Consider the following 26,267-nt stretch of genomic DNA (forward strand, 5'->3'; position numbering starts at 1 on the left):
CGACCTAGACTGAGCCGACCGTCCTGAGGCGCGCCTTGGGATGAATCTCATTTTGGCTCATCACCACCGTCTGACCGCGGAAGCGTTCGATGATGGAGCGGACGTAGGGGCGGACCTGCGGCCCGGTCAGCAGGACCGGGTTCTCGCCCGTCATGGCGGCGCGCTCGAACACGTCGCGGACGGCGCGGATGAAGTCCTGAAGCTTGCTGGGCGCCATGGCCAGTTGTTTGTCCTCGCCGGGGCCGACCAGGCTTTCGGCGAAGGCCTGCTCCCACTCGGGCGACAGGGTGACGATGGGCAGGGCGCCGTCGTCGGCCTTGTGCTGCCAGCACAGCTGACGCGCCAGACGGCCGCGCACGTGCTCGACCAGGGTGGCGACGCTGGTGGTGTGCGGAGCCGCCTCGGCCAGGCCTTCCAGGATGGCGGGCAGGTCGCGGATCGACACCTTCTCGCGCAGCAGGGCCTGCAGGACGCGCTGAAGCGTTGTCACGGTGACGACCGAAGGGATCAGTTCCTCGACCAGCTTCTGCTCCTCGCCCTTCAACTCCTTCAGCAGCTTCTGCACCTCGGCGTAGGAGAGCAGCTCGGCCATGTTCTCCTTGAGGATTTCGGTCAGGTGCGTGGTCAGCACCGTCGAGGGGTCGACGATGGTGTAGCCGCGGAAGGTCGCCTCTTCGCGCAGGGACTCGTCGATCCACGTGGCGGGCAGGCCGAAGGCGGGCTCACGCGTGTGCTCGCCCGGCAGTTCGACCTGACGGCCCGCCGGGTCCATCGCCATCAGGGAGCCGAGGCGCACCTCGCCCGACCCGGCGTCCATCTCCTTGATACGGATGGCGTAGCCCTGATTGGACAGGCGCATGTTGTCGAGGATGCGCACGCTGGGCATGACGAAGCCGTACTCCTGGGCCAGCGAACGGCGCAGGGCGCGGATCTGGTCCGTCAGGCGGCGGCCTTCCAGGTCGTTGATCAGGGCCAGCAGGGCGTAGCCCAGCTCGATCTTCACCTCATCGATGGTCAGGGCGGTGGAGATCGGCTCCTCCACGTCCTCCTTAGGCTTCAGGTTCACCGGCTCGGCGGGCGGCGGCTTCAGCCGGTCACGGCCCAGCTTCCACGCCATAAAACCCGTCCCCAGCGCGAGCGCCGCGAAGGGCAGCAGCGGCATGCCCGGAATCAGGCCGATCAGTCCCGCCGTGCCCGACACCACGCCCAGCGACACCGGATTGCTGGCCAACTGGGCGACGAAGGCCTTGTCGGCCGAACCCTCGACCCCCGCCTTGGTCACCAGGAAGCCTGCAGCGACCGAGACGATGATGGCCGGGATCTGCGTCACCAGGCCGTCGCCGACGGTCAGCTGGACATAGGTGTTGGCCGCCTCCATGGCGGGCATGCCGTGCTGCACCACCCCGATCAGCAGGCCGCCGATGGCGTTGATGAAGGTGATGATCAGGCCCGCCACGGCGTCGCCGCGCACGAATTTCGAGGCGCCGTCCATGGCCCCGAAGAAGGTCGATTCCTGCTCCAGCTCCTTGCGGCGCAGCTTGGCCTGATCCTCGTTGATCAGACCGGCCGACAGATCGGCGTCGATGGCCATCTGCTTGCCCGGCATGGAGTCCAGGGTGAAGCGGGCCGAGACCTCGGCGATGCGGGTCGCGCCCTTGGTGATGACGACGAAGTTCACCACCAGCAGGATGGCGAAGATGATCACCCCGATGATGAAGTTGCCCCCCATCATCAGCTCGCCGAAGGCCTGAATGATCTTGCCCGCGCTGTCGTGGCCTTCCTGACCGTTGCTGAGGATCAGCCGCGTCGAGGCCAGGTTCAGACCCAGCCGGAACAGGGTCGAGACCAGCAGCACCGTGGGAAAGATGGCGAAGTCCAGCGGCCGCTTCATCATCACGGCCGTCATCAGGATCAGCACGCTGGACACAAGCGAGATCGCCAGCAGCAGATCCAGAAGCATCTTCGGGATCGGCAGGATCAGCAGCATGATGACGGCGATGACGCCGACCGCCATGCCGACCTCGCCGCGCATCAGCCAGCCGAGCGCGTCACGCCCCGTGGGGCGCGCCATGCCGTCCTTCATCAGGATGGGCGCGTCAGCCATGACGACGTGCGAAGGTCATGTCGCCTGATGACAGGATTCGGCGGCCCTCAGCCATGCCCCAGCGCCTTGAGCGCCTGCCGGGTCGCATCGGCGATCACAGCCTCGCGCTGGGCGTCGGTCGAATCCTTCGTGGCGTGGAAATAGACGGCGATGGCGATGGGCGCGCCGTCCGTCGGATAGAGGACGCCGATGTCGTTCACCGGGCCATAGCCGCCGGTGCCGGTCTTGTGCGCCACGGTCCAGCCCGCCAGGACGCCCGCCTTGATCCGCCCCTGCCCCGTCGGCGTATCCACTAACCAGCGCATCAACAGAGCCTTGGACGCCGGGCTCAGCGGCGTATCGGCGGCGACTAGCAGCCGCTGAATGTTCCGCACGGACTGGTCCGGAGTGATGGTGTCCTTGTCGCCGTCCTGGCGATTCATCTCGGGCTCGAGACGATCGACGCGGGTGCTGTCGTCGCCGATGCCGCGATAGAAGGCGCGCAAGGCGTCCAGCCCGCCCATTTCACGGATCAGGATGTTGGCGGAGGGGTTGTCGCTGACCTCGACCGTGCCCTTCATCAACTGCTCGATGGTCAGGGTCGAACCGACCGCCGGTTCCGTGACCGGGGCGTGGCTGATCATGTCAGCCTGCGTCACCGGGATCGCCCGGTCCAACCGCTCCTGCCCCGCCTGCACGCGCAGCAGGGTCGCCGCCGCCAGATACATCTTGAAGGTCGAGCAATAGACGAACCGTTCGTCGCCGCGCCAGGCGGCGCTCCGGCCCTCGGTCGCGACCGACACGCCCAGACGACCGCCGTGGCGCGCCTCCAGCGCCGACATGTCTAGGTCGAGGACGGCGGGTTCAGCCGCCGCAGGCTCACTCGCGCGCGCACAGGCGCCCAGGGCGAGGGCGCCCGCGCCGATCAGCAGGGTGCGACGGTCGGCGCGCATCGGGTCAGCCCGCCGCGCCGTAGGCGGCCGCGACGCCCGACTGAGGCGCCGGGATCGGCGTGCCTGCATCGGCGTATTCGTTCAGCTTGTTGCGCAGGGTGCGGATCGAGATGCCCAGGATGGTCGCCGCATGGGTGCGGTTGCCCAGGCAGTGGCTGAGCGTGTCCAGGATCAGCGTCTTCTCCATCTCGGCCACGGTCTGGCCGACGAAGCTACGGGTCACGGCGTCGGCGACCTGGGCCGCCTGACCGGCCACGCCGGCGTCATAGGCCGAGGCGGCGGACGTCGAGGCCCCCTCCCCCCCGCCCAGCAGCGGGCGGCCGTCCGGCAGGCGGATGGCGTCGACGTCGATCTCAGCGCCCGCCGCCAGAAGGACGGCGCGGTGCATCGCGTTTTCCAGCTCACGCACGTTGCCGGGCCAGCGATGGGCGACCAGGGCGCGTCTGGCCTCAGGCCCGATGGCGCGCGGCGGCACGCCGTTGGCGGCGGCGTATTTCTTGACGAAGTGATCAGCCAGCACGGCGATATCGCCGGGACGTTCGCGCAAGGACGGCAGGCGCAGGTTCACCACGTTCAGCCGGTACAGCAGGTCTTCGCGGAATGTCCCCTCGGCCACGGCCTTGGCCAGGTCGCGGTTGGAGGTGGCGATGATGCGGATGTTGACGGGCACCGGCTTGGCGCCGCCGACGCGGTCGATCACCCGCTCCTGAATGGCGCGCAGCAGCTTGGCCTGGAGCCGGGCGTCCATCTCGCTGATTTCGTCCAACAGAAGCGTGCCGCCGTCGGCCTCTTCGAACTTGCCGATGCGGCGGGCCACGGCGCCGGTGAAGGCGCCCTTCTCGTGACCGAACAGCTCGGATTCCAACAGATTGTCGGGGATGGCGGCGCAGTTGACGCTGATGAAGGCCTTGTCCGCGCGGCGCGAGTGGGTGTGCAGATAGCGCGCCATCACCTCCTTGCCTACGCCGCTTTCGCCGGTGATCAGGATGGAGGCTTCCGACCGCGCCACCTGATCGGCCAGCTGAATGACATGCTTCATCGCCGGATCGGCCGAGATCATCGGCCGTTCGTCGTCGGCCACGGCGGACAGGACGGCGGCGATCAGGTCCGCCTCAGGCGGCAGGGGGATGAACTCCTTGGCCCCGGCGCGGATGGCGTCGGCCGCCTCGCGCGCGTCGGCGTCGACGCCGCAGGCCACGACCGGCACATGGATGCGCTCGGCGTCGTTGGCGGCGATCAGGGCGGCGATGTCGATGCGGTAGTCGACCATCAGCAGGTCGGCGCCCTGCCCCCGGCGCAGTTGCTCGGTCGCCTGATCGGCGCGCTCGACGTGCTGGACCTTGGCGCCGTGCGCCATGGCCATCTTCACCGCCGTCGCCAGTTGGCCGCTTAAACGACCCACCACCAGAAGACGCATCGCCCTACTCCTTCAAAATCCTGTCCGTGACGGGGCGGCCGATCAGGCGCCCTTGTCCTCGGTCTTGATGATTTCCGTCATGGTCACGCCCAGCCGGTCCTCGACGACGACGACCTCGCCGCGCGCCACCAGGCGGTTGTTGACGAAGATGTCGATCGCCTCTCCGACCTTGCGGTCCAGTTCCAGCACCGAACCCTTGTTGAGCTTCAGCAGTTGGGCCACCGACATATTGGCCTTGCCCAGCACGGCCGAAATGTTGACCGGCACGTCGAAGACGGGCGCCAGGTCGACGGCGGACTTCTCGCCGCCCTCATCGGCCAGGTTCAGAGCGGTGGACTCGCCGAATTCCTCAAGCGAAAGATCGTCGGTGGCCATCAGAAGCCCCTTCTGTCATGAGCGCCGCCTTCGAGGGGCGGCTCGGCGTGGCCGGCTTCGGCGGCCAGGGCGGCGTTGAGCGCGGCGGCCACGCGGGCCTCGGCTTCGGCCGGATCGAATTCGGCGCGGCCGTCGGCCCATTCCAGAGCGAAGGCGGCTGCGGGCAGGTGCGGTTCGTCGCGGAACACCACCAGCCCCGAGAAACCGGCCTGGGCGCACAGAGCCTCGATCTGGGCGCGGCCTTCGTCATCCAGACCCGAAGCGCGGATCAGCAGACGCGGCGTGGCGTCCATCTCCTGCCCCAGGGCGTCGATGGCCGCTTCCAGCGGGCGACGCGGAAAACGATCGAAGGCGGCCGAACCGATGACCCGCGCGGCGGCCAGGGCCAGTTCGGCGGATTCGCGACGGTGCGACTCGGCCACGCCGCGCAACAGGGTCGCGGCCTGCGCCGTCGACTGGGCCAGGATGGACAGGGCGTCGGCGCGCAGGGCCTCGACCTCGGACAAGGCCTGCTGACGGGCCTCCAGCCGAGCCTGGGCGACCAGGGCCTCGACCTCGGCGGGGGCGAAGGATCGCTTGGCCGGCTGCCAGGTCGAGGCGCGCAGCACGGCGCCGTCGGCTCCGAACTCGGTGTCGAAGACGAATGGTCTGGCGTTGGCGGGTTGGGCGGTCATGTCAGTAAATCAACTCGTCGTCGCCGCCCTGGCCGGCCAGCATGATGTCGCCGCGCGCCGCCAGATCCTTGGCCACCTGGACCATGGCCATCTGGGCGTTGTCGACGTCCTTGAGGCGGACAGGCCCCATGGAATCCATGTCCTCGCGCATGATCTTCGAGGCGCGCTCGGACATGTTGGAGAAGAACATTTCGCGCAGGGGATCCGAAGCGCCTTTCAGCGCCAGCCCCAGCTGGTCCTTCTCGACCGCGCGCAGCAGGGTCTGCACCCCGCCGGGATCGAGGCGCGACAGATCCTCGAACACAAACATCAGGGCGCGGATGCGTTCGGCCGCGTCGCGGTTGCGTTCTTCCAGCGCGCCGATGAAGCGGGCCTCGGTCTGGCGGTCGAAGCTGTTGAAGATGTCCGCCATCAGCTCATGGCTGTCGCGCTTGGACGTGCGCGCCAGGTTGGACATGAACTCGCTGCGCAGGGTCTGTTCGATCTTGTCGAGGATGTCGCGCTGCACCGGCTCCATGCGCAGCATGCGCTGGACGCACTCTAGGGCGAAGTCCTCAGGCAGGGCCGTCAGCACGCGCGAGGCGTGATCCGGCTTGATCTTCGACAGAACGACCGCGACCGTCTGCGGGTATTCGTTCTTCAGATAGTTGGCGAGCACGGCCTCGTTCACATTGCCGAGCTTGTCCCACATGGTGCGACCGGCCGGACCGCGGATCTCCTCCATCAGGGCCTCGACCCGATCGCCGGGCATGAAGGAGGCCAGCAGGCGCTGCGTCTGCTCATAGGAGCCCATCAGCGAGCCGGACCCGCCGATGCCGGAGACGAACTCGACCAGCACCTCTTCGACGACGGCGGCGGTGACGGTGCCCAGCCCCGCCATGGCCTGAGAGACCTCCTTGATCTCTTCATCGTCGAGCTGCTGCCACAGGGCGGTATGCTCTTCGCCCAGAGACAGCAGAACGACGGCGGCCTTTTCAGGCCCCGTCAGCTTCTTGGCGTCGTCGACCGCCGCACCCTTGGACACCAACCGCGCCGCCATCAGCTTTCATGCATCCACGAGCGCAGGATCGCCGTGGATTCCTCTGGGTGGCTGTCGACGAAATCGGCGACCTTCTTGATGGAGGAGGCCTTCACCTGACCCTCGATACGGGCGATGTCGATGCGCTGCTCCATGTCGCTGGGGCCTGCGAGCATGGGCGCGCCGCCCGGCAGGGTTCCGCCGACAAGCTGGGTGTCCAGGGCGGTGACGGGAATGCCGTTGGCGCCGACCAGGGCCGGAACGCCCGCGCGCCCCTGACCTGCGGCCGTCTTCAGCAACGGGCGCAGGACGAAGAAGATCAGCAGCAGGCCCGTGACCAGCAGGACCAGCAGCTCGACCCCGCGCATGATGTCGTTCTTATCGAAGGCGAACATCGAGGAGCCCTCCTCGGCGCCCGGCGCGGCGGACGGCTCGCGGTTGAAGCGGACGTTGACGACCTCCAGCTTGTCGCCGCGCGTCTCGTCGATGCCGACGGCGGCGGCGACCAGGGCCTTGATCTGCTGCACTTCCTCGGCCGTGCGGGCGGCGTAGGCCGGTTCGCCCTTGCCGTCGGCGGCGGGGGTGTATTTGCCGTCGACCGCGACCGAGACCGACAGCTTCTTGACCTCGCCCGGCTCCTTCACCGTCGTGGTGGTGGTGTTGGAGATTTCGTAGTTGGTCGTCTCGGTGTTTTCCGTGTTGGTGGAGCCGATGGGCGTGGTCGCCGGGGCTTCGCCGCCGGGAATGTTGTTGGTGGCGGTGACGCCGCCGTCCTGCTGGCCGGTCGTATCCTGCGACTGGCTGCCGTTGGTCGAGGTCGAGCGGACGACCTGGCCGTCCGGATCGAACTTCTGCTCCTGGGTGGTCGAGCGGCTGTGGTCGATGTCGGCCGTCACCTGCACGCGCGCCGCCCCGGCGCCGACGACGCCCTCGACGATGTCCTTGATGCGAGCCTGCATCTGGGCCTCGGTCGAGGCCTTGGACGCCTCGGCGGTAGCCGAGGTGAAGCCCGTGTCTTCGGACCCCGCCGCCAGGGTGCGGTTGGCCTGGTCCGTCACCGTGACCTTGTCCGGCTTCAGGTTCGGCACGGACGAGGCGACGACGTTGCGGATGGCCCGCACCTGATCGGCCGACAGGTCGCGACCCGACAGACCCACCACCACGGCGGCGGTCGGGTCGATGGCGGCGGCCTGGAACATCTCACGACGCGGCATGGTGATGTGGACGCGGGCCGAAGAGATGCCGCGCATCGACATGATGGTGCGCGCCAGTTCGCCCTGCAGGGCGCGCTGCTCGTTCAGGTTCTGCTGGAACTCGGTCTGGCCCAGCACCGATTGGTTGTCGAAGATCTCGTAGCCGACGCTGCCCGAGGTCACGAGGCCCTTGCCCGCCAGCATCAGGCGCGCCGTCCCCACCTCGTCGCGGCTGACGAAGATGGTCGAGCCGTCGCCCTTGGAGGAATATTTGATGCCCGCCTGATCCAGGGCGGCGCTGATCTCGGAGGCTTCGCGCAGGTCGAGGTTGGAATAGAGCAAGGCGTCCGGCGCCTGGCCCACGCGCAGCATGACGGCGACCAGCACGGCGGCCACGCCCGCAGCCACGCCCAGGATGGCGGCCAGGCGTCCGATGCCGAACCTTTTCAAAGCTTCCGTGAAGCCGCCCACGCGCCATCGCCCCTGCACACGCGGGACGAACCGAACCCGCTAGGCAGAAACTGCCGCCTGGATGGTAAATGCGGCGTTAAGAGGCGTTAAAGAATGGGTGTCGGGGCCGCTGACGCAGGCCCAAAATGATAAAGGGGCGCGGACTTATCGCCCGCACCCCCTCAGGCGCCCCCCGGCGCCCGCCCGCCTCCCGAGAGAGGCAGGCTAGCTGGTCAAAGGTCGATCAGACCTTCAGATCCGCGGCCTTCTTGTCGGCGGCGACCTTGATGCGGGCCTCGGCGATGGCGTCGGCGATCAAATGGGTCGGCTTGTTCTCGGTGGCCGAACGCTCGAGGATTTCCTCGAAGGTCTCCATCAGGCGCGACAGCTTGCCTTCAACCCACGAGGCGTCATAGGCGCCGCCGGTCTGACGGGCGTTCATTTCCGAGGCGACGTTGATGATGCCGCCGCCGTTGATGACGTAATCCGGCGCATACAGGATGCCGCGCTTGAACAGTTCATCGCCGATGTCGGCCGTGGCCAGCTGGTTGTTGGCGGCGCCGCAGACGGCCTTGACCTTCAGGCGGTCCAGCGTCTGCGGGTTCAAGGTCGCGCCCAGGGCGCACGGGGCGTAGATGTCGGCGGCGACGTCATAGATGGCGTCCGGGGCGACGATTTCGGCGCCGGTCTTGGCGGCGACAGCTTCCAGGTTGGCCTGGTTGACGTCGGTGATGATCAGCTTGGCGCCGGCCTTGTGCAGCATGTCGGCCAGATAGGCGCCGACGTGACCCACGCCCTGCAGGGCGACGGTCAGGCCGGTCATGTCGTTCTGGTTGAACAGGCGACGCGCGACGACCAGGTTCGAGCGGAACACGCCCTCGGCGGTGACCGGGCTGGGATCGCCCGAGGCTTCCGGACCGTCCTTCAGGCCCAGAACGAATTCGGTGACCTTGCGCGCTTCGGCGATGTCCTCGACCGAGGTGCCGACGTCTTCGGCGGCGTAGTAGTGACCGCCCAGGCCGTTCAGATAGCGACCGAAGGCGTGGAACAGCTCAGGCGACTTCTGGGTGCGGCTGTCGCCGATGATGACCGACTTGCCGCCGCCCATTTCCAGATCCGCGACGGCGTTCTTGTAGCTCATGCCCTTGGACAGGCGCAGCACGTCTTCCAGCGCCTCAGCGGCGGTGGCGTAGTTCCACATGCGGGTGCCGCCGACGGCCGGACCGCGCGCGGTCGAGTGCACCGCAACAATTGCCTTCAGGCCGGTTTTCTCGTCATAGAAGGCGTGGACGCCTTCATGGTTCGAGAAAGAAGGAGAATCAAACAGCGTCTTGCCCATGACAGGCCTTTCCTGGGGTACTTTTTTGTGCGGAAGGACATACGCGCAGCCTGACCAAACGGCAAGCATCACCATGCAGCCGCCCCAGGGTTCTAGGAAACATACGGAAAACGCCTCCGCTTTCCGCAGGTTTTGCGTTCAGCGCGCCTTGGGATCAGCCTGCAACGCGGGCAGGATCGCCGGCGCGCCGGACGGCAGGGGCCGAGTCGAGTCGCGCAGCCAGGCCTCGACGTCGGCGAAAACGATCTCGGCCTGAAGGTCGCGGTTCAGGATGTGCCAGCCGTCGGCGTAATAGCCCGTCGTCAGGTTCGACCGCTCGCCCGCCTGCTCCAGCGCGCGGCGCATGGGGCGTTTGGTGATGATCTGATCGTGCGCACCATAGAGCAGCAGGGTCGGCTTCTCGACCCGGCCCAGACGCTGGGTCGCCGTCTCCATCAGATCGACCAGGCCGTACAGGGAATCGAACCGCGTCGACAGGATCGACAGGGGGTCGCGGCCGTTGCGGATCAGTTCCAGCGTATTGTCCGAGGCGCGGATGTCGCGCACGGCGAAGGACGGCGGCTCGACCCGCTTGGCCCCCATCATGCGCGCGGCGGTCCACAGGCCCGCGCTATTGAAGGCGCTCTGGCTGGACCAGCCCCAGACGCCAGGCGCCAGCAGCACCACCCGATCCGCGTCCGGCGGCGCGTCGGAGCCGAAAGCGGCGATGGTCGAGGAGCCGCCCATGCTTTCGCCCGCCACCACGATCAGGGCGTTCGGCCGCTCGGCCCGAACCAGGGCGACGATGGTGCGCAGATCCTGACTGGTTAGGCTTTCGGCCGCGAACTGGCCCCGGTTCGGGGCCAGGCCGAAGCCGCGCTGGTCATAGGCCCAGGTCTCAATGCCCCGCTGCGCCCACCACGGCCCGGCGAAGCGGAAGGAGGCGTAGTGGTCGTTGAAGCCGTGCAGGGCGACGATGACGGCCCAAGGCGCCTGCCCTTCAGGGCTCCAGCGCAGATAGGGCAGCCGCGCCCCGTCCTGCACCACAAAGGCGCCGCGTCCCAGGGTTCCCGCCTCGATGCGCGGCCCGTTGAACCCGTTGGGCGGCGTCAGCGGCGGCTGGACGTGCGGCGTGGCGCAGGCGCTCAGACCCAGAGAAAGAGCTATAAGGCCCGCCGCCAATCCGTTCCGCCAAATCTTCACGCCAGTATCTCCACTGTCCGCTGACGAAGGTAGGGCAGAACCTCGGCTTCAAACCACGGGTTTTTCTTCAGCCAGGCCGTATTGCGCCACGACGGGTGCGGCAGGGGCAGGACAGCAGGGGCGTAGTCGCGCCAGGCGCGGACCGTCTCGGTCATGTTGGCCTTGGCCGCCGCGCCCAGAGCCCAGGCCTGGGCGTAGCCGCCGACCAGCAGCGTCAACTCGACATTGGGCAGTTCGGCCAGCAGGCGCGGCCGCCACAGCTCGGCGCAACGGCGCGGCGGCGGATAGTCGCCGCCCTTGGGATCGGTGCCGGGGAAACAGAAGGCCTGCGCCGCCACGCCGAGGCGCGGATCGCCGTAGAAGGTCGCTTCATCCACCCCCATCCAGTCGCGCAGGCGAACGCCGGACGGGTCGGTGAAGGGCAGACCGCTTTCATGCACTCGCCGCCCGGGCGCCTGGCCGCAGATCAGCAGGCGCGTCGCAGGCGCGATCATGACCACCGGGCGCGGCGTGTGGGGCAGCAGGCCCAGGCACGCCCGGCAGGCGCGGATCTCGGCCAGGAGCGCGTCCAGGCCGTTGTCCGGGTCAGTCGAAGTCGTCATCCGAAGCTTCGACCGGCGGCAGGGCCGCCCTGTTCGCCGCTTCTTGGGCCGCGGCCGTCTCGGCCTCGGTCGGCAGGCGCAGGCGGATCACGCCGCGGAAGTTGTTGGGATCGACCGCCTTGCCCTTCTTGGTGATGGTCAGCTTGCCCTGACGCATCAGGCCCAGCGCCGTCGCCTTCACCTTGGGCAGCAGGCGTTGCCACTGCTCGGGCTGAAGCTCCTTGGCCACGTCGGCCGGTTCAATGCTCTTGCCGCCGACGTTCTTGGGGTCGGCCTTGGCCAGTTTTTCAAAAATGGCCGCTTCGATTGGATCGCTCATAGGCGCTATATGCTGCACCGCGAGATCGGAAAGAAGGCAAAACCGACATGGCCGAGATAATCACCGTCACCGAGGGCGAGTTCGCCGGCTGGCAGACCTATGACCTGCGCGACACCTTCGACGTGGTGGTGGGGCCCTTCTACGGCAAGCCCGATCCCGACGGGCACATGCGCTGCGCCTTCCGCGCCGAGCAGAAGCACATGAACGCCGGCGGCCGGATGCACGGCGGCTGCCTGATGACCTTCGCCGACATCGCCCTGTTCCAGATCGCCTATCAGGAGATGGAGGGCGCCTCGGGCGTGACGGTGCAGCTCGACTCCACCTTCATCGACGGCGCCTATGTGGGCGAACTGATCGAGGCGACCGGCCAGGTGACCAAGGCGGGCAAGAGCCTGATCTTCGTGCGCGGCCAGATCACCACAGGCGAGCGGCTGCTGATGACCTTCTCGGGCGTGATCCGGAAGTTCACGCCGCGCGGTTGAACCGTACGCCCAGCGCCAGGGCCAGGGCGACGGCGGCCGCCGGCCACAGGGCGATCAGCCCCAGGCGGCCATAGACGACCGCCCCCATCAGCGCGCCCCCGGCCAGCCCCGCCCACAGCGCCATATAGGGCCGGAACGCCCAGGGGTCGCCGCCGCGCACGGCTGCGGCCAGGGCGTGGCCGGTCTTGATCAGGGTTCCGGTCATATAGGTCAGGCTGACCCCGACCTCGCCGTCGCGCAGGAAGACCGAGTTCTCGACCGCCATGGCCAGGACCATCAGGCCGATCGCCAGGGGCGCGATCCCCGCCCCCGCCGCCACGGCGGCCCCGGCCAGCAGCGCCGCCTCGACCGCCAGCACCCGGCTGCGCGAGCGCGCCCCCTCGCCGCCCGCAACCAGCGCCCCGAGCATGGCGCCCAGCACGAACAGCAGCAGCACGCCCGCCACCGCGCCCGCCGCCAGCCACCGCCCTTCGGCCAGGTTGACGGCCAGGCGGGTGGTGTTGCCGCTCATGAAGGAGACGAACACCCCGCCCAGATGCAGAAAGCCCAGGCTGTCGACATAGCCCGCCAGCCCCGCCAGCATCATAGCCAGCCCGCGATCCGGCGCCGTCAGAGTCCGCAAGACAGACTCACATCCCCGCCGCCGCCGCCGGACGGGCGCGGCACGTCTCCAGCCAGCGGGCCAAGTGCGTCAGCTCCTCGGGCGGGCGGTATTTGACCAGGCGAGCGAAATCCAGCCCCACGGCCCCGACGATGTCGGCGATGGTGAAGCGGTCGGCGGCGATGAACTCATGCTCCGCCAGGTGGCGATCCAGCGTCTTCATGAAGCGTTCGGCGCCCAGGCGGTTGTACTCGGCGACCTGGGGCTGGGGCGCTTCCAGCGCGGCCAGGGCCGGGTGGGTGAAGCGAACGTTCAGCATCATCGGATTGGCCAGATACATCTCGCACCGGCGCATCCACATCTCGATGATCGCCTGCTCCTTCGGATCGCGGCCGAACAGGTTCGGCTCGGGATGCAGGGCCTCCAGATAGCGGCAGATGGCGATGGATTCCGTCAGGCAGGTTCCGTCGTCCAGCTCCAGCGCCGGGACGTGCGGCACGCCGAACTTGGCGCGATAGGCCGGTGTGCGGTGCTCGCCCGCCAGAAGCTCGATCTCAACCCGCTCGACATCGGTCACGCCCTTCTCGGCCATGACCCAGCGGACGCGGCGCGGATTGGGCGCGCGGCGGCTTTCATAGAGCTTCATCAGAGGGTTCCCTTCGGCTGCCCTCGGAACGCTACTAGGCGAAGACGGCGGCGGGCAAGGCCCCGACGATGCAGGCCGTCATCAGCGTGGCCAGGAAGCCCGCCAGCAGCGCCTTCCACACCATGCCCAGCACCTCCTCGCGACGCTCGGGCATCAGCACCGACAGGCCGGTGACGGTGATGCCGACCGAGCTGATGTTGGCGAAACCGCACAGGGCGTAGGTCATCAGCATCCGCGTGCGCTCGCTCATCTCGGCGGCGGGCACCTTGCCCAGTTCGATGAAGGCGACGAATTCGGTCAGGGTCAGCTTGACCCCCAGCAGCCAGCCCGCCTTCTGGGCGTCGGCCCATTCCACGCCGGTCAGCCAGGCCACGGGGGCGAACAGCACGCCCAGGATGCGCTCGATCGTCAGCGGCTCTCCGGCGATGACGAAGCCGCCCAGGATGACGTTGGCCAGCGCCACCAGGGCCACGAAGACGATCAGCACGGCCGAGATGTTCAGCACCACCATCAGGCCGTCGGACGTGCCCTTGACGATGGCGTCGACGGCGCTGTCGTACTTCAGCGCCGAGTTGTAGTCGGCGACCGCCCCGCCCTCGCCCGGCTTTTCCGGAATGATGACGCGGGCCAGCAGGATGCCGGCGGGCGCCGAGACGATGGAGGCCACCAGGACGTGGCCCGCCGCATTGGTCAGCACCGGCGACAGAATGGTCGCATAGGCCACCATGGTCGAGCCGGCGACCGTCGCCAGACCGACCACCATCATCAGGAAGACCTCGGACCGGCTCAGCTTGTCCAGATAGGCGCGGATGACGATCGGGCTTTCGATCATGCCCAGGAAGACGTTGGCCGCCACCGCCAGGGCCGAGGCGCCGCCCAGCCCCATGGTCCGCTGGAACAGGAAGCCGAAGCCGAGCGTGATCCACTTCAGGATCTTCCAGTGCCACAGCAGGGCCGACAGGGCCGAGATCACCAGGATCAGCGGCAGCACATTGAAGGCGAAGGTGAACAGGGCGCCCTCATTGGCGACGGCATAGGGCTGATCCCCGCCCGCCAGATAGCCGAAGACGAAGCGCGTCCCCTCCGCGGTCGCCAGCTCCAGCCCCTTCACCGCATTGTTGATGCCGTCCAGCACCACCTGCGAGCCGGGAATGGCGAAGGTCGCCAGCACCAGCGCCGCCTGCACCAGCACCGCCCCGATCGCCAGCCGCCACGGAAAGGCGCGGCGGTTCTCGGAGATCGCCCAGCAGACGGCGACGATGACGACCAGGCCGAACAGGCTCTGGAGGTTCAGGAGGCTGAACATGGAAAGGCGGCTCCGCGACCGGCGCTATGGGAGCCGGCTTCTTCAGTGCGCATCAACGACAGCAGAACGCCGCTGGCAAGGGGGCAATGAAAAACCCTCTCCCGATGGGAGAGGGTCGTTATAATTCTCCGCGCACCAGCTTGCCGTAGTCGTCCATCAGGCTCAGCGACAGCGCGCCCGGCGTGAAGCGATAGTCGCCGACCTGGCCCACCGGCGTCACCTCGGCGGCCGAGCCGGTCAGGAAGCATTCGGAGAAGTCGCCCAGCTCTTCCGGCAGGATGTCGCGCACCACGACCTCAACCCCGCGCGCCTGCGCCATTTCGATGACGGTCTGGCGGGTGATGCCGTCCAGGATGTGATCGACGCGCGGCGTGTGCAGGGCGCCGTTCTGGACGAAGAAGACGTTGGCGCCGGTCGCCTCGGCCACATAGCCGCGCCAGTCCAGCATCAGGGCGTCGGCGAAGCCGCGCTTCTCGGCCGCCGTCTTGGACATGGTGCAGATCATGTAGAGGCCGGCCGCCTTGGCCGTCGACGGCGCCGTGGCCGGATCGGGGCGGCGCCACTTGGCCCACTCCAGGGCGATGCCCTTCTTCTTGACCTCGGGGTCGAAATAGCTGGGCCATTCCCAGGCGGCGATCGCCAGGTGGACCTTGCTGTTCTTGGCGGTGACGCTGAGCTGTTCCGGCCCCAGATAGGCGACGGGGCGGACATAGCAGTCGATCAGGCCGTTGCGCGCGCAGGTTTCCTTGCAGGCGGCGTCGATCTCGGCCACGCTATAGGGAATCTCGAAGTCGAGCAGCTCGGCGGAGCGCTTCAGGCGTTCGCTGTGCGCGGTCAGCTTGAAGATTTCACCGCCATACATACGCTCACCCTCGAACACCGACGAGCCGTAGTGAAGGCCATGGGTCAGAACGTGCGTTTTCGCCTCCCGCCAGGGAACGAATTCTCCATCAAACCAGATCCATCCGTCACGATCGTCGAAAGGAACGAAGGCCATTGAAGAACGTCTCCTGCGCAAGATATTTATTTAGACGCCCGTCGCGCGTCCGCGTCAACGGCGTCTCGCGAGGAGATTCGCAGTGAGCATGATCGATCCGCGCCCCAACGGCCGCTCGGGCCCCATCGCTCCGGCGGGCAGCGGACGGCACCTTCTGGTCGTCGATGACGACGACCGTATCCGCGAACTGCTCAAGGAATTCCTGAGCCGCGAGGGCTATCGCGTCACCGGAGCCGCCCATGCGGGCGCCGCGCGTCGAATGATCGAGTTGATCGAATTCGACCTGATCGTGCTGGACGTGATGATGCCCGGCGAGAGCGGATTCGACCTGACCACCTGGATCCGCAGCCAGGCGGCCCTGTCCAAGACGCCCGTGCTGCTGCTGACCGCCAAGGGCGACCCCGACGATCGGATCGAGGGCCTGTCGCGCGGCGCCGACGACTATATGTCCAAGCCCTTCGACCCGCGTGAATTGGCGCTGCGCGTCGACGCCATCCTGCGCCGCACGGGCGGCAAGCTGATGACGCCGAAAGAGATCCATATGGGTCCGGCGGTCTTTGACATGGAGCGGCTGGAGCTCACGCGTGACGGCGTGCTGCAGCGTCTGACCGAGGCCGAAGCGCAGTTGCTCAAGACCCTGGCCATCCACGCCCATTCGCCGGTCGAGCGCATGACCCTGTCGCCCGACACGGCCGATGTGACCGGCCGCGCCGTGGACGTGCAGGTGACGCGCCTGCGCCGCAAGCTGGAAGCCGATCCGAAGAACCCGCGCTATCTGCAGACTGTGCGCGGCGTCGGCTATATGCTGGCCCCGGACTGAGACTCGGATCGGAATATCGCCCATGCGGCTGATGCCGTTCAACGTCTGGACGCGATGGATCAAGCGCCGGGTGCCGACCTCCCTGTGGGGCCGGTCGCTGCTGATCATCGTCCTGCCGGTTTTGATCATGCAGGCGGCGGTGACCTGGGCCTTCTTCGACGCCCACTGGCAGGCGGTGACGGCGCGTCTGTCCGAGGGTCTTGCCGGCGACGTGGCCTGGGCGGCCGAAAGCTATCGCGACGATCCCTCGCCCCAGAACCTGGCCCTGATCTCCGAGCGCGCCGAACGGTCGATGCAGTTGTCCATCGCCTTCCAGCCCGAAGCGTCTCTTCCGCAGGAAGAACGGCGCGGCGCTCTGGGTCTGGTCGACCGAACGCTGGAGAAGGCCCTGGCCTCGCGACTGGACCAGCCCTTCTGGTTCGACACCACCCGCTACCCCGCCTATGTCGACATCCGGGTGCAGGAGGCGGGCGGCGTGCTGCGCGTCATCGCCCCGCGTGAACGGGCCGTGGCGACCCAGGCCCACATCTTCGTCCTGTGGCTGATGATCGCCACCATCCTGCTGCTCGGCGTGGCGGTGCTGTTCATCCGCAACCAGGTGCGCGCCATCGAGCGCCTTGCCTCCGCCGCCGAGGCTTTCGGCCGAGGCGAGAGCGTGCCGCGCTTCAAGCCTCACGGCGCGCGCGAGGTGCGGGCCGCCGCCACCGCCTTCCTGGACATGCGCGCCCGCATCCAGCGCCACATCGATCAGCGCACCGCCCTGCTGGCCTCGGTCAGCCACGACCTGCGCACGCCCCTGACCCGCCTGCGCCTCGAACTGGCCCTGGCCCCGCCGTTCAAGCGCGCCGAGGCGATGAAAGGCGACCTGGACGAGATGGAGCATATGATCGACGAATACCTCGCCTTCGCGCGCGGCGAGGCGGGCGAGGCCATGCAGACGATCTCCGTGCCCGAAATGCTGCGCCGCGCCGCCGAAGACGCCGGTCGCTCCGGCGCCGTGGCCGAAGTCGAGACGCCCGACGATCTCAACATGCTGGCCCGCCCCCTGGCCTTCCGCCGGGCGATCAACAACCTGGTCGGCAACGCCGCCTCGCACGGGGAAAAGGTGCGGCTGTCGGCCCGCCCCCTGCCCTCCGGCGGACTGGAGATCGTGGTCGAGGACGACGGTCCCGGCATTCCCGACGACATGCACGAAGAAGCCTTCCGTCCCTTCTCGCGGCTGGACGCCTCGCGCAATCAGAACCGCAAGGGGGTGGGCCTGGGCCTGGCCGTGGCGCGGGACGTGGCGCGCGGCCACGGCGGCGACATCATCCTGGGCCGCAGCGACCTGGGCGGGCTGAAAGCGTCCATCCGGCTGCCGGCGGATCGTCGCGCCGCCTAGATCTTTGACCGGCGCCTCTAGCGGAACCGTAAAATCGTCGCCATCTTGTCCCGTGTTCCAGGGGGGCCTGGAATCAGGAGTCCGTACTATGCGTCGTATTGCTTTCCTTGCGCCGCTCGCCGCCGCCCTCGCCGTCTCCGGCGCAGCCGCGGCTCAACCCTCGGCCGTCGTCGTGACGGTCAGCCCCGACTTCGCCAAGACCGCCCAAGAACTGGGCGAACGCGATGTCCAACAACAGGTCAGCGACCTGACCCGCACCGTGGAGCGCGTGCTGACTCAGCGCAACGCCCTGGACGGCGCCCGCGTCGAACTGGTCATCACCGACCTGAAGCCCAACCGCCCGACCATGCAGCAACTGGGCGACAAGCCCGGCCTGGACTCCATGCGCAGCCTGTCCATCGGCGGCGCTGCGGTGGAAGGGTCCGTGACCATGGCCTCGGGCGAAGTGCAGCCGGTCAAGTTCGACTACTACACCCCGACCCTGGCCGATGCGCGCGGTTCGACCACCTGGACCGACGCCCAACGCGCCTATGACCGCCTGGCCCGCAACCTGGCCGAGGGTCGTTTCGTCAAGCGCTGAAGCGCCTGACGATCAGCCGCTGAGTTCAGTGGACTTGGCGACCGCCGCCTTCACGGCGCTTTCGACAGAATGGTCGAGGGCGCCGTTTTCATTGAGGGCGATCAGACCGGCCTGCGTCACGCCGCCGGGCGAGGCCACGCGGTCGATCAGGGCGTTCAGAGCCTCGTCGCCCTCCACGCCCGCCGCAGCCGAACGCAGGGTGGCGCGCGCCAGACGGGCGGCGGCCTCGGGCGACAGACCTTCCGCCTCCCCAGCCTCGGCCAGGGCGCGGGTGAAGGCGAAGAAATAGGCCGGGCCGCAGCCGGACACCGCCGTCGCCGCGTGCATCAGCGTTTCGTCGTCCAGCAGGACCGTCTCAGCGATCGGCTCGAACAGTTCGCGCCCGACCTTCAGGGCGCCCGCGTCAGCAGACCACAGCGTCGCCACGCCGCGCGCCTGGGCCACGCCGGTCGTCGGCATGACGCGCACGACCGGGCGGCCGTCATAGCCGTCAGAGATCGTCTCGCCGCGCACCCCGGCCATGACCGAGACAATCACGGCGTCGGGCGCCAGATGCGGCAAGACGGCCTGCGCCGCCTCCAGCCATTTGGCGGGCTTCACGCCGATGACGAAGGCGCGGGCGTTCGCCAGTTCCTCCAGCGGCGGATTGATCCGCGCGCCTTTGGCCCGTGCCGCCTCGGCGACCGGCTTTTCGGACGGCGTGAGGATGATCAGATCGGCCGGGTCGACGGCGCCCGTCGCCAGCCAGCCTTCCAGAATGGCCGAGCCCAGGCGTCCGACGCCCTGAAGCACGACCGGACGTCCGGAACCGCTCATCAGGCGTTGCCCACGGTCTCGAACAGGCAGGCGTCGATGGCTTCCTTCGGCTTCTTGGAGCCGCGCACCATGAAGTCGAAGGCGGGATAATAACGGTCGGCCGCCTCGACCGCCGCGTCGATCATGGACGCGGCCTGGGCCAGGGTCGGGCGCTCGGTGTGCGGCAGGGCCAGGGCGTGACGGAAGACGATCTCGCCCTCGTCCGGCCAGATCTCGAAATGACCCAGCCAGGTGCGCTGATTGATCATCGACACCAGTTCATAGGCCGCCGCGCGCCGCGTCTTGGCCACCCGCAGGTCCAGCGCCAGGCACAGCTGAAGGCAGTCCCCCTCGGGCCGCCAGGCGAACCACAGCTCATAGTCCTTCCAGTCGCCGGCCAGGGCGAAGGCCAGATCGCCCTCGTCCGTGCGGTCGAACGGCAGGTTCTCCGCCGTCAGGACGTGTTCGACCACATCCAGCGGATCAAAGGGCAGGTCGACCTCTTCGGGTCTCACAGCATCCATCAGGCGTTCAACTTCTTCAGCAACGACGGCGACTCAGATGAGCGCCTTTGAAGACGGTAGGCGTGTTCGCAGATTCGGCTCAACCGGCTGAATCCGGGCTTGAAGCGGCGTCTGTGGACGATCCCTTGGCGGCCTTCTTCGGAGCCGGAGCCGCAGCCTTCAGCGCCGCGATCTCGGCGCGCAGGGCGGCGATCTCGTCCTTCAGCACGTCGAACTCGTCGCGACGGACGAGATCCATTTCAGCGACGAAACGGTCAGCCTGGGCGCGCCAGGCGGCCTTGGCCTCTTCACCCGCGGCCTGGGCCAGGCCCATGGCGCCGGTCGTCAGCTTGGCGAACTCATCAAGGAGGGGATTGCGCGTCTGCATGGCGGCCTCTTGAGAACTCCCGGACCATCGGTCCGAACGTGGTTAACGGTGCATTGATTTGGGTAAACCAAACCTTACCTGCCTGCGGCCTATAGACTGCTTCGCGGGAAAAGCGCGCGACGAATGCAGTCCCGCTTGCTAGACGAGAGACAACTTCTGAAGGCGCAGGAGGCCCCGTGCCCTTTCCCGAATTCGACCCCGTCCTGATCCAGCTTGGGCCCCTGCCCATCCGCTGGTACGCGCTGGCCTATATCGCCGGCATCGTCCTGGGCTGGTGGTACGCCTCGCGCCTGGCCAAGACGGAGCGCCTGTGGGCGCCGGGCAAGCCGCCGGTCGGCGGACAGCAACTGGACGACCTGGTGCTGTGGATCACGCTCGGCGTCATCCTGGGCGGCCGTTTCGGCTACGCCCTCTTCTACAAGCCGGAGATGTTCGCCCAGTTGTTCACGGGCGACAGCTGGGGCGAGCGGCTGGAACTGCTGCAGCTATGGACCGGCGGGATGAGCTTCCACGGCGGCTTCCTGGGCGTGGTCATCGCCATCGCCCTCTACGCCCGGCGCCAGCAGGTGAACCCGCTCAGCCTGGGCGACCTGATCGCCCCGGTCGCGCCGCTGGGCCTGTTCTTCGGCCGCATCGCCAACTTCATCAACGGCGAGCTGTGGGGCCGCGAGACGACGGTCCCCTGGGCCATCCGCTTCTGCAACGAGCGCATCCAGCAGATGTACGGCTTCTGCCCCGCCGGCAACGAGCCGCGCCACCCCAGCCAGCTTTATGAGGCGGGGCTGGAAGGGCTGCTGCTGTTCGTCGTCCTGTCGCTGGCGATCTGGAAGTGGCGGATGCTGAAGCGTCCCGGCTTCGTCACCGGCCTGTTCCTGCTGGGCTACGGCGTCTGCCGCGCCGCGCTGGAGAACGTGCGTCAGCCCGACGCCGGGCTGGAGAACCTGCCGCTGGGCCTGACCATGGGCATGATCCTGTCGATCCCGATGATGCTGGTCGGCGCCTGGCTGATCTGGCGGGCGCTGAAGAAGCCGGTCGTCACGGAGGCGTAAGACCATCATGGCGGAGACGCTCAAGGACCGGCTGGTCCGCGAGATCGTGCTGACCGGGCCGATGACGGTGGCGGACTACGTCACCCGCTGCCTGCACGACCCCAGGGGCGGCTATTACGCCACCCGCCCCGCGCTGGGCGAAGGCGGCGACTTCATCACCGCCCCGCTGATCAGCCAGATGTTCGGCGAACTGATCGGCCTGTGGGCGATCGAGACCTGGACCCGGCTGGGCGCGCCCGAGCGCGTGCGGCTGGTCGAGGTCGGGCCCGGCGACGGCACGCTGATGTCCGACGTGCTGCGCGCCGCGCGGCTGGTTCCCGGCTTCCTGCAGGCGGTCGACCTGATCCTGATCGAGCCCAGCGCGCCGCTGCGCGCCGAGCAGGCCCGTCGGCTGGCCGACGCCGACGCGCATCCGCGCTGGCTCAGCGCCCTGCACAAGATCGAGACCGACGCCCCGGTCATCCTGATCGCCAATGAGGTGCTGGACTGCCTGCCCGCGCGCCAGTTCATCAAGACTGAGGGCGGCTGGGCCGAGCGCCGCATCGGCGTCACCGACGACAATGAACTGACCTTCGGTCTGACCGCCATCGCCGACGGCTTCGAGACGCCGGGCTTCAACGTCGAACCCGGCCAGATCATGGAGATTTCCGAACAGCAGGCCGCCTTCGGCCGCGATCTGGCCAGCCTGATCCGCGCCGCATCCGGCGCCGCCCTGCTGATCGACTACGGCCGCAGAAAACCCGAGGCGGGCGATACGCTTCAGGCCCTGCGGCGGCACCAGAAAGTCGATCCCCTGTCGACGCCGGGCGAGGCTGACCTGACGCAATGGGCCGACTTCCCCCTGGTGCTCGAAGCCGCCGTGCGCGGCGGGGCCGACGTCACCGGCTGCGTCGGCCAGGGCGCCTTCCTCAAGGCATTGGGGATCGAAGCCCGCGCCCAGCGGTTGATGCAGGGACGCCCCGAAGCCGCCCCGGTCATCCAGCGCCAGCTGGACCGCCTGACCGCGCCGGATCAGATGGGCGAACTGTTCAAGGCGGCGGCGATCTTCTCGCCGCGTTCGCTGGCCCTGCCGGGCTTCTGACGCGGCCCGCCCGATGATGGAGCCTGATGCGGCCATGACCTTCACCGACCACGAGCGCCAGATTCTGCTGGCGACCAAGGGCGTCGGCCCCAAGGTGATCCAGCGGCTGGAGGAGCTGGGCGTCGTCGGCTTCGCCCGTCTGGCCCAGGCGGATGCGGCCGTCGTCTGCGCCGGAGCCGCCGCCAGCGTCGGCTCGACCTGCTGGAAGAACAGCCCCCAGGCGCGCAAAGCCGTTCAGGCCGCCATCGACGTCGCCCGTTTCGAACTGGAGGCCGCCGCATGAGCCTGAACCCGATCACCCATCCGCTGCTGACCAAGGCCGGGGTTCGCCACGGCTTCTTCACCCGCGCGGGCGGCGTATCGGACGGCCTCTACGCCGGACTGAACGCCGGCGTCGGCTCCAAGGACGACCCGGCCCATGTCGCCGAGAACCGCCGTCGCGTCGCCGAATGGATGGGCGGCGCCGCCGACGACCTGTGCGGCTGCTATCAGGTCCACTCCGCCGTCGCCCGCGTGGCCGAAAGCGGCTGGGCCGGCGATCGCCCCGAAGGCGACGCCGTGGTCGCGGGCGTGAAGGGGCCGGTGCTGACTGTCCTGACCGCCGACTGCGCCCCCGTGCTGTTCGCCGACGCCGAGGCGGGCGTGGTCGGCGCCGCCCATGCAGGCTGGAAGGGCGCCCTGGGCGGCGTCATCCACTCGACGGTCGCGGCCATGCAGGCCCTGGGCGCCGAGCCGTCGCGCATCGTCGCCGTCGTCGGCCCCTGCATCGCCCAGGCGTCCTACGAAGTCGGCGCCGACTATCAGGACCGCTTCGCCCACCATGACCCCGGCAGCGAACGCTTCTTCGCCCCCGGCGCGACGGACGACAAGCGCCAGTTCGACCTGCCCGGCTTCGTCCTGTGGCGACTGGAGCAGGCGGGCGTCGGCGAGGCTGCATGGACCGGCGACGACACGCGCGCAGATGAAGGGCGCTTCTACTCCAACCGCCGCGCCTATCTCGCGGGCGAACCGGATTTCGGACGGTTGGTCAGCGCGATTACCCTCTCCTGACCCTTCTCCCCTTGTGGGAGAAGGTGGGCGTCCTCGGGCTTGTCCCGGGGACGCTCGGATGAGGGGTGTCAGCGCGACATTCGGAAATCATCTACAGGAAACGACGCGCCCATCCGGATACCAGGGCGATCACACCCCTCATCCGTCAGGCTCCGCCTGCCACCTTCTCCCACAAGGGGAGAAGGGAGACTTACCCCGCCATCGCCATGTCGGGCACGCGAATCGTCTCGCGCCACGCATCCGGCTGGGCCAGCAGGGCGCGCACCAGCTTGTTGTTCAGGGCGTGGCCCGCCTTGACGCCTTCGTAGCGGCCCAGCAGCGGCGCGCCGAGGACATACAGGTCGCCGATGGCGTCCAGCGCCTTGTGACGCACGAACTCGCGCTCCATGCGTAGGCCGCCGGGGTTCAGGATCTGGTCGCCGTCGATGACCACGGCGTTCTCCAACGAGCCGCCGCGGGCCAGACCGGCCTGACGCAGGGCCTCGACCTCATGGGCGAAGCCGAAGGTGCGGGCGGCCATGATGTCCGAGCGGAAGGTCGCCTCGTCTACCACGAAATCCACCACCTGATTGCCGATGACCGGCGTGGGGAAGTCGATCTCGAAGCGCATCTCATAGCGGTCGCAGGGCTTAAGGACGGCGGACTTGTCGCCCTCCTCCACCCGGATCGGCTTCAGGATCTCGATATAGGTCTGGGGCGCTTCCTGGCGGCGGAAACCCGCGCGATCCAGCAGTTGCACGAACTGCAGCGCCGAGCCGTCCAGGATCGGCAGTTCCGGCCCGTCCACCTCGATCACGGCGTTGGAGACGCCCAGGGCGGCCAGGGCGGCCATCAGGTGCTCGATCGTCGACAGGCGCACGCCCGCCGCGTTCTCGATCATGGTGTTCAGGCGCGCGTCCACGACCGCCTCGCCCGAGACGGGGATGCGGTTGTCGCGGTCGGTGACGTCCGTGCGCACGAAGACGATGCCGTGGCCAGGCGCAGCCGGGCGCACGACCAGACGCACGCGGCGGCCGGTGTGCACGCCGACGCCGGCGCAGATGGCCGGGGCGACGATGGTCTGTTCGTACTGGTCGTTGCGGACCGTCACTCGGAAACTCTCTGTTGCGCGACCCGCCCCAAACAGGACGGTCTTCGCCTCACCTGTCGTTTACGCCTCGGGGCTCAAGCTCGAAATGAAAGTCGGGTTTCGGATTGTTTCGGTTCGACGACACATTCCAGCCTCGGCGCCCACATGTGAAAACGCCCCGGAGGTCGGCTCCGGGGCGCTTCATTTTCAGGACTTTTTGGGTCGATCAGTTCGCGAGGCGGCGGAGAAAGGACGGGATCTCCAGGTCGTCATCCTCGGACTGGCCCACCTGCGGGTCTTGCTGCTGGGGCTGCATCGCCTGCGTCTGACGCAGCTGCTGGGTCGTGCGGTTCGACGACGGCGGCGGCGCATAGGACTGTTGCTGCTGCGGCTGCTGGCGCTTGCGGCCGAACAGGCTCCAGCCGCTGCGGCGGTGGTCGCGCTCGTCGTAGAAGGGCTCCTCGGCGGGCTCTTCATGACGGGCGGCCGGACGCTGGGCCGGTTGCTGCGGGGCCGGTTGCTGACGCTGCGGGGCACGATCGAAATAGAGGTCGCCCTGTTCCGACGAAGCCGCCGGCTGGGCGCGACCGGCGCCCTGCTCATATTCCTCGACCCACGGATCGACGATCGGCTCCAGATTGCGCGGCGCGTCGCGGATGACCGGCTCGGGCTTGGCCTCGATCTTCGGCTCAGGCGCGCGAGCGGCCGGGGCTTCATAGACCGGAGCGGGCGCCGGCTGCGGCGCGGCTTCACGAACCGGGTCGATGCGGACTTCCGGCTGGCGCGGCGCTGCGTTCGGCAAACCGCCCGTGCGGCCGAAGCTCTGGCCTTGCGGCTCAATCTGCTGGATGACGGCTTCATCCATGCCGGTCGCGACGACCGAGACACGGATCTTGCCGTCCAGGGCCGGGTCGAAGGCCGCGCCGAAGATGATGTTGGCGTCGCCGTCCACTTCGCCGGCGATGGCGTTGGCGGCCTCGTCGACTTCCAGCAGGGTCATGTCCATGCCGCCGGTGATGTTCACCAGCACGGCCTTGGCGCCCTTCAGGCTGGTTTCATCCAGCAGCGGGTTGGCGATGGCGTTCTGGGCCGCCAGCAGGGCGCGGTCGTCGCCCGTGGCCTCGCCCGTGCCCATCATGGCCTTGCCCATCTCGCTCATCACGGCGCGAACGTCGGCGAAGTCGAGGTTGATCAGGCCCGGCAGGATCATCAGGTCGGTGATCGAGCGGACGCCCGAGTGCAGCACCTGGTCCGCCATGCCGAAGGCGTCGGAGAAGGTGGTGCGTTCGTTGGCGACGCGGAACAGGTTCTGGTTCGGGATGACGATCAGGGTGTCGACGTAGCGCTGCAGCTCGGCCACGCCGGCGTCGGCCAGGCGCATCCGGTGACGGCCTTCGAAGGTGAAGGGCTTGGTCACAACGCCGACGGTCAGGATGCCGCGATCACGCGCGCATTTGGCGATGACCGGCGCCGCGCCGGTGCCGGTGCCGCCGCCCATGCCGCAGGTGATGAAGACCATGTGCGCGCCTTCCAGGTGCGCATGGATCTCGTCCGCGCTCTCCTCGGCGGCGTTCATGCCGACTTCGGGGTGGGCGCCCGCGCCCAACCCTTGCGTGATGGTCTCGCCCAGTTGGATGCGGCGGTCGGTCTTGGCGAAGCTCAGGTGCTGGGCGTCGGTGTTGGCGACGACGAACTCCACGCCCTCAAGGCCGGAGTCGATCATGTTGTTGACGGCGTTGCCGCCCGCTCCGCCTACGCCGAAGACGACGATGCGGGGCTTCAATTCCGTAGCTTCCGGCCTGACCAGCGAGAGAGACATTGTATTATTCCGACCTAAGGACCCTGCCCTTCGTCCCCGATGCGAACTCCCCGCCGAATCGCATTGGTTATGAGCGCGTTAAGGAAAACCCTGAC

The 26,267-nt window shown here is 68.1% G+C and carries 28 protein-coding genes; 8 read left to right on the top strand and 20 right to left on the bottom strand.

Annotated features, from left to right (window positions below; genetic code table 11):
* Positions 1 to 4: 4 nt before the first annotated feature.
* The 11 genes from flhA to ABC419_RS13755 form a co-directional block, all read right to left on the bottom strand.
* Entirely contained in the window at positions 5 to 2,104 is a 2,100-nt protein-coding gene (flhA, locus tag ABC419_RS13705) for a flagellar biosynthesis protein FlhA (protein WP_412877118.1), read from the bottom strand.
* A gap of 47 nt (positions 2,105 to 2,151) precedes the next feature.
* On the bottom strand, positions 2,152 to 3,036 hold the full coding sequence (gene bla, locus ABC419_RS13710; RefSeq protein WP_412877117.1) for a class A beta-lactamase: 885 nt from the start codon (positions 3,034 to 3,036) through the stop codon (positions 2,152 to 2,154).
* Between the two features lie 4 nt (positions 3,037 to 3,040).
* Positions 3,041 to 4,453 (bottom strand): sigma-54-dependent transcriptional regulator FlbD, encoded by a 1,413-nt coding sequence (gene flbD, locus ABC419_RS13715; RefSeq protein WP_412878787.1) that lies wholly within the window; start codon positions 4,451 to 4,453, stop codon positions 3,041 to 3,043.
* A 42-nt stretch (positions 4,454 to 4,495) separates the two neighbouring features.
* Positions 4,496 to 4,828 carry a flagellar motor switch protein FliN gene (gene fliN, locus ABC419_RS13720; RefSeq protein WP_003163531.1) on the bottom strand — a complete coding sequence of 111 codons (333 nt, stop codon included), beginning with the start codon at positions 4,826 to 4,828 and terminating at the stop codon, positions 4,496 to 4,498.
* On the bottom strand, positions 4,828 to 5,502 hold the full coding sequence (locus tag ABC419_RS13725) for a FliH/SctL family protein (RefSeq protein WP_412877115.1): 675 nt from the start codon (positions 5,500 to 5,502) through the stop codon (positions 4,828 to 4,830). The genes fliN and ABC419_RS13725 overlap by 1 nt, the downstream gene beginning before the upstream one ends.
* Before the next feature lies 1 nt (position 5,503).
* Positions 5,504 to 6,541 carry a flagellar motor switch protein FliG gene (gene fliG, locus ABC419_RS13730; protein ID WP_003163534.1) on the bottom strand — a complete coding sequence of 346 codons (1,038 nt, stop codon included), beginning with the start codon at positions 6,539 to 6,541 and terminating at the stop codon, positions 5,504 to 5,506.
* Positions 6,541 to 8,184, bottom strand: coding sequence for a flagellar basal-body MS-ring/collar protein FliF (fliF, locus tag ABC419_RS13735; RefSeq protein WP_412877114.1), 1,644 nt, complete (start codon positions 8,182 to 8,184; stop codon positions 6,541 to 6,543). Before fliF ends, fliG begins: the two co-directional genes overlap by 1 nt.
* A gap of 223 nt (positions 8,185 to 8,407) precedes the next feature.
* A complete protein-coding gene (locus ABC419_RS13740) occupies positions 8,408 to 9,502 on the bottom strand; it encodes a Glu/Leu/Phe/Val family dehydrogenase (RefSeq protein ID WP_412877113.1) in 1,095 nt (364 codons plus the stop codon).
* A 138-nt stretch (positions 9,503 to 9,640) separates the two neighbouring features.
* Positions 9,641 to 10,684 carry an alpha/beta fold hydrolase gene (locus ABC419_RS13745; protein WP_412877112.1) on the bottom strand — a complete coding sequence of 348 codons (1,044 nt, stop codon included), beginning with the start codon at positions 10,682 to 10,684 and terminating at the stop codon, positions 9,641 to 9,643.
* Positions 10,681 to 11,286 (bottom strand): uracil-DNA glycosylase family protein, encoded by a 606-nt coding sequence (locus ABC419_RS13750; protein WP_412877111.1) that lies wholly within the window; start codon positions 11,284 to 11,286, stop codon positions 10,681 to 10,683. Before ABC419_RS13750 ends, ABC419_RS13745 begins: the two co-directional genes overlap by 4 nt.
* Positions 11,270 to 11,605, bottom strand: a complete 336-nt coding sequence (locus ABC419_RS13755) for a DUF3253 domain-containing protein (RefSeq protein WP_200166141.1) — start codon at positions 11,603 to 11,605, stop codon at positions 11,270 to 11,272. The genes ABC419_RS13750 and ABC419_RS13755 overlap by 17 nt, the downstream gene beginning before the upstream one ends.
* Positions 11,606 to 11,652: 47 nt before the next feature.
* On the opposite strand from ABC419_RS13755, the gene ABC419_RS13760 reads away from it, so the two are divergent.
* A complete protein-coding gene (locus tag ABC419_RS13760) occupies positions 11,653 to 12,087 on the top strand; it encodes a PaaI family thioesterase (RefSeq protein ID WP_412877110.1) in 435 nt (144 codons plus the stop codon).
* Here ABC419_RS13760 and ABC419_RS13765 read toward each other — a convergent pair.
* The 4 genes from ABC419_RS13765 to ABC419_RS13780 form a co-directional block, all read right to left on the bottom strand.
* Entirely contained in the window at positions 12,071 to 12,709 is a 639-nt protein-coding gene (locus ABC419_RS13765) for a YoaK family protein (RefSeq protein WP_412877109.1), read from the bottom strand. The genes ABC419_RS13760 and ABC419_RS13765 overlap by 17 nt on opposite strands.
* Positions 12,710 to 12,716: 7 nt before the next feature.
* Positions 12,717 to 13,334, bottom strand: coding sequence for a glutathione S-transferase family protein (locus ABC419_RS13770; RefSeq protein WP_003163543.1), 618 nt, complete (start codon positions 13,332 to 13,334; stop codon positions 12,717 to 12,719).
* A gap of 34 nt (positions 13,335 to 13,368) precedes the next feature.
* Positions 13,369 to 14,640: a NupC/NupG family nucleoside CNT transporter gene (locus tag ABC419_RS13775; protein ID WP_412877108.1), complete on the bottom strand. Its 1,272-nt coding sequence runs from the start codon at positions 14,638 to 14,640 to the stop codon at positions 13,369 to 13,371.
* A gap of 118 nt (positions 14,641 to 14,758) precedes the next feature.
* Positions 14,759 to 15,637, bottom strand: a complete 879-nt coding sequence (locus ABC419_RS13780; RefSeq protein ID WP_412877107.1) for a branched-chain amino acid aminotransferase — start codon at positions 15,635 to 15,637, stop codon at positions 14,759 to 14,761.
* Between the two features lie 88 nt (positions 15,638 to 15,725).
* On the opposite strand from ABC419_RS13780, the gene ABC419_RS13785 reads away from it, so the two are divergent.
* From ABC419_RS13785 to ABC419_RS13795, 3 genes are all read left to right on the top strand, one after another.
* Entirely contained in the window at positions 15,726 to 16,457 is a 732-nt protein-coding gene (locus ABC419_RS13785; RefSeq protein ID WP_200166204.1) for a response regulator, read from the top strand.
* Positions 16,458 to 16,479: 22 nt separating this feature from the next.
* Positions 16,480 to 17,838, top strand: a complete 1,359-nt coding sequence (locus ABC419_RS13790) for an ATP-binding protein (protein WP_412877106.1) — start codon at positions 16,480 to 16,482, stop codon at positions 17,836 to 17,838.
* An 88-nt stretch (positions 17,839 to 17,926) separates the two neighbouring features.
* Positions 17,927 to 18,418: a hypothetical protein gene (locus ABC419_RS13795; protein ID WP_292056123.1), complete on the top strand. Its 492-nt coding sequence runs from the start codon at positions 17,927 to 17,929 to the stop codon at positions 18,416 to 18,418.
* Between the two features lie 12 nt (positions 18,419 to 18,430).
* Here ABC419_RS13795 and ABC419_RS13800 read toward each other — a convergent pair whose 3' ends face one another.
* The 3 genes from ABC419_RS13800 to ABC419_RS13810 all read right to left on the bottom strand — a co-directional run bounded on the left by ABC419_RS13800 (position 18,431) and on the right by ABC419_RS13810 (position 20,104).
* The gene (locus tag ABC419_RS13800; protein WP_412877105.1) at positions 18,431 to 19,234 is read right to left on the bottom strand and encodes a pyrroline-5-carboxylate reductase family protein; all 804 of its coding nucleotides are present in this window, start codon (positions 19,232 to 19,234) and stop codon (positions 18,431 to 18,433) included.
* Positions 19,234 to 19,737 (bottom strand): type III secretion system chaperone family protein, encoded by a 504-nt coding sequence (locus ABC419_RS13805; RefSeq protein ID WP_004370784.1) that lies wholly within the window; start codon positions 19,735 to 19,737, stop codon positions 19,234 to 19,236. Before ABC419_RS13805 ends, ABC419_RS13800 begins: the two co-directional genes overlap by 1 nt.
* Positions 19,738 to 19,816: 79 nt before the next feature.
* Positions 19,817 to 20,104, bottom strand: coding sequence for an accessory factor UbiK family protein (locus tag ABC419_RS13810; RefSeq protein WP_125901501.1), 288 nt, complete (start codon positions 20,102 to 20,104; stop codon positions 19,817 to 19,819).
* A 176-nt stretch (positions 20,105 to 20,280) separates the two neighbouring features.
* Here ABC419_RS13810 and lgt point away from each other — a divergent pair, with 176 nt between their 5' ends.
* From lgt to pgeF, 4 genes are read left to right on the top strand one after another with little or no spacing between them, the layout of a single operon-like run.
* A complete protein-coding gene (gene lgt / locus ABC419_RS13815; protein WP_412877104.1) occupies positions 20,281 to 21,153 on the top strand; it encodes a prolipoprotein diacylglyceryl transferase in 873 nt (290 codons plus the stop codon).
* Between the two features lie 7 nt (positions 21,154 to 21,160).
* Positions 21,161 to 22,234, top strand: a complete 1,074-nt coding sequence (locus ABC419_RS13820; protein WP_412877103.1) for a class I SAM-dependent methyltransferase — start codon at positions 21,161 to 21,163, stop codon at positions 22,232 to 22,234.
* A 34-nt stretch (positions 22,235 to 22,268) separates the two neighbouring features.
* On the top strand, positions 22,269 to 22,517 hold the full coding sequence (locus ABC419_RS13825) for a helix-hairpin-helix domain-containing protein (protein WP_412877102.1): 249 nt from the start codon (positions 22,269 to 22,271) through the stop codon (positions 22,515 to 22,517).
* On the top strand, positions 22,514 to 23,284 hold the full coding sequence (gene pgeF / locus ABC419_RS13830; RefSeq protein WP_412877101.1) for a peptidoglycan editing factor PgeF: 771 nt from the start codon (positions 22,514 to 22,516) through the stop codon (positions 23,282 to 23,284). The genes ABC419_RS13825 and pgeF overlap by 4 nt, the downstream gene beginning before the upstream one ends.
* A 190-nt stretch (positions 23,285 to 23,474) precedes the next feature.
* Here pgeF and lpxC read toward each other — a convergent pair whose 3' ends face one another.
* Both lpxC and ftsZ read right to left on the bottom strand, forming a co-directional pair.
* Positions 23,475 to 24,374, bottom strand: coding sequence for a UDP-3-O-acyl-N-acetylglucosamine deacetylase (lpxC, locus tag ABC419_RS13835; protein WP_412877100.1), 900 nt, complete (start codon positions 24,372 to 24,374; stop codon positions 23,475 to 23,477).
* Between the two features lie 205 nt (positions 24,375 to 24,579).
* The gene (gene ftsZ, locus ABC419_RS13840) at positions 24,580 to 26,172 is read right to left on the bottom strand and encodes a cell division protein FtsZ (protein ID WP_125901506.1); all 1,593 of its coding nucleotides are present in this window, start codon (positions 26,170 to 26,172) and stop codon (positions 24,580 to 24,582) included.
* Between the last annotated feature and the right edge of the window lie 95 nt (positions 26,173 to 26,267).

This window comes from Brevundimonas phoenicis (genome assembly GCF_047237745.1).
Lineage (GTDB): Bacteria > Pseudomonadota > Alphaproteobacteria > Caulobacterales > Caulobacteraceae > Brevundimonas.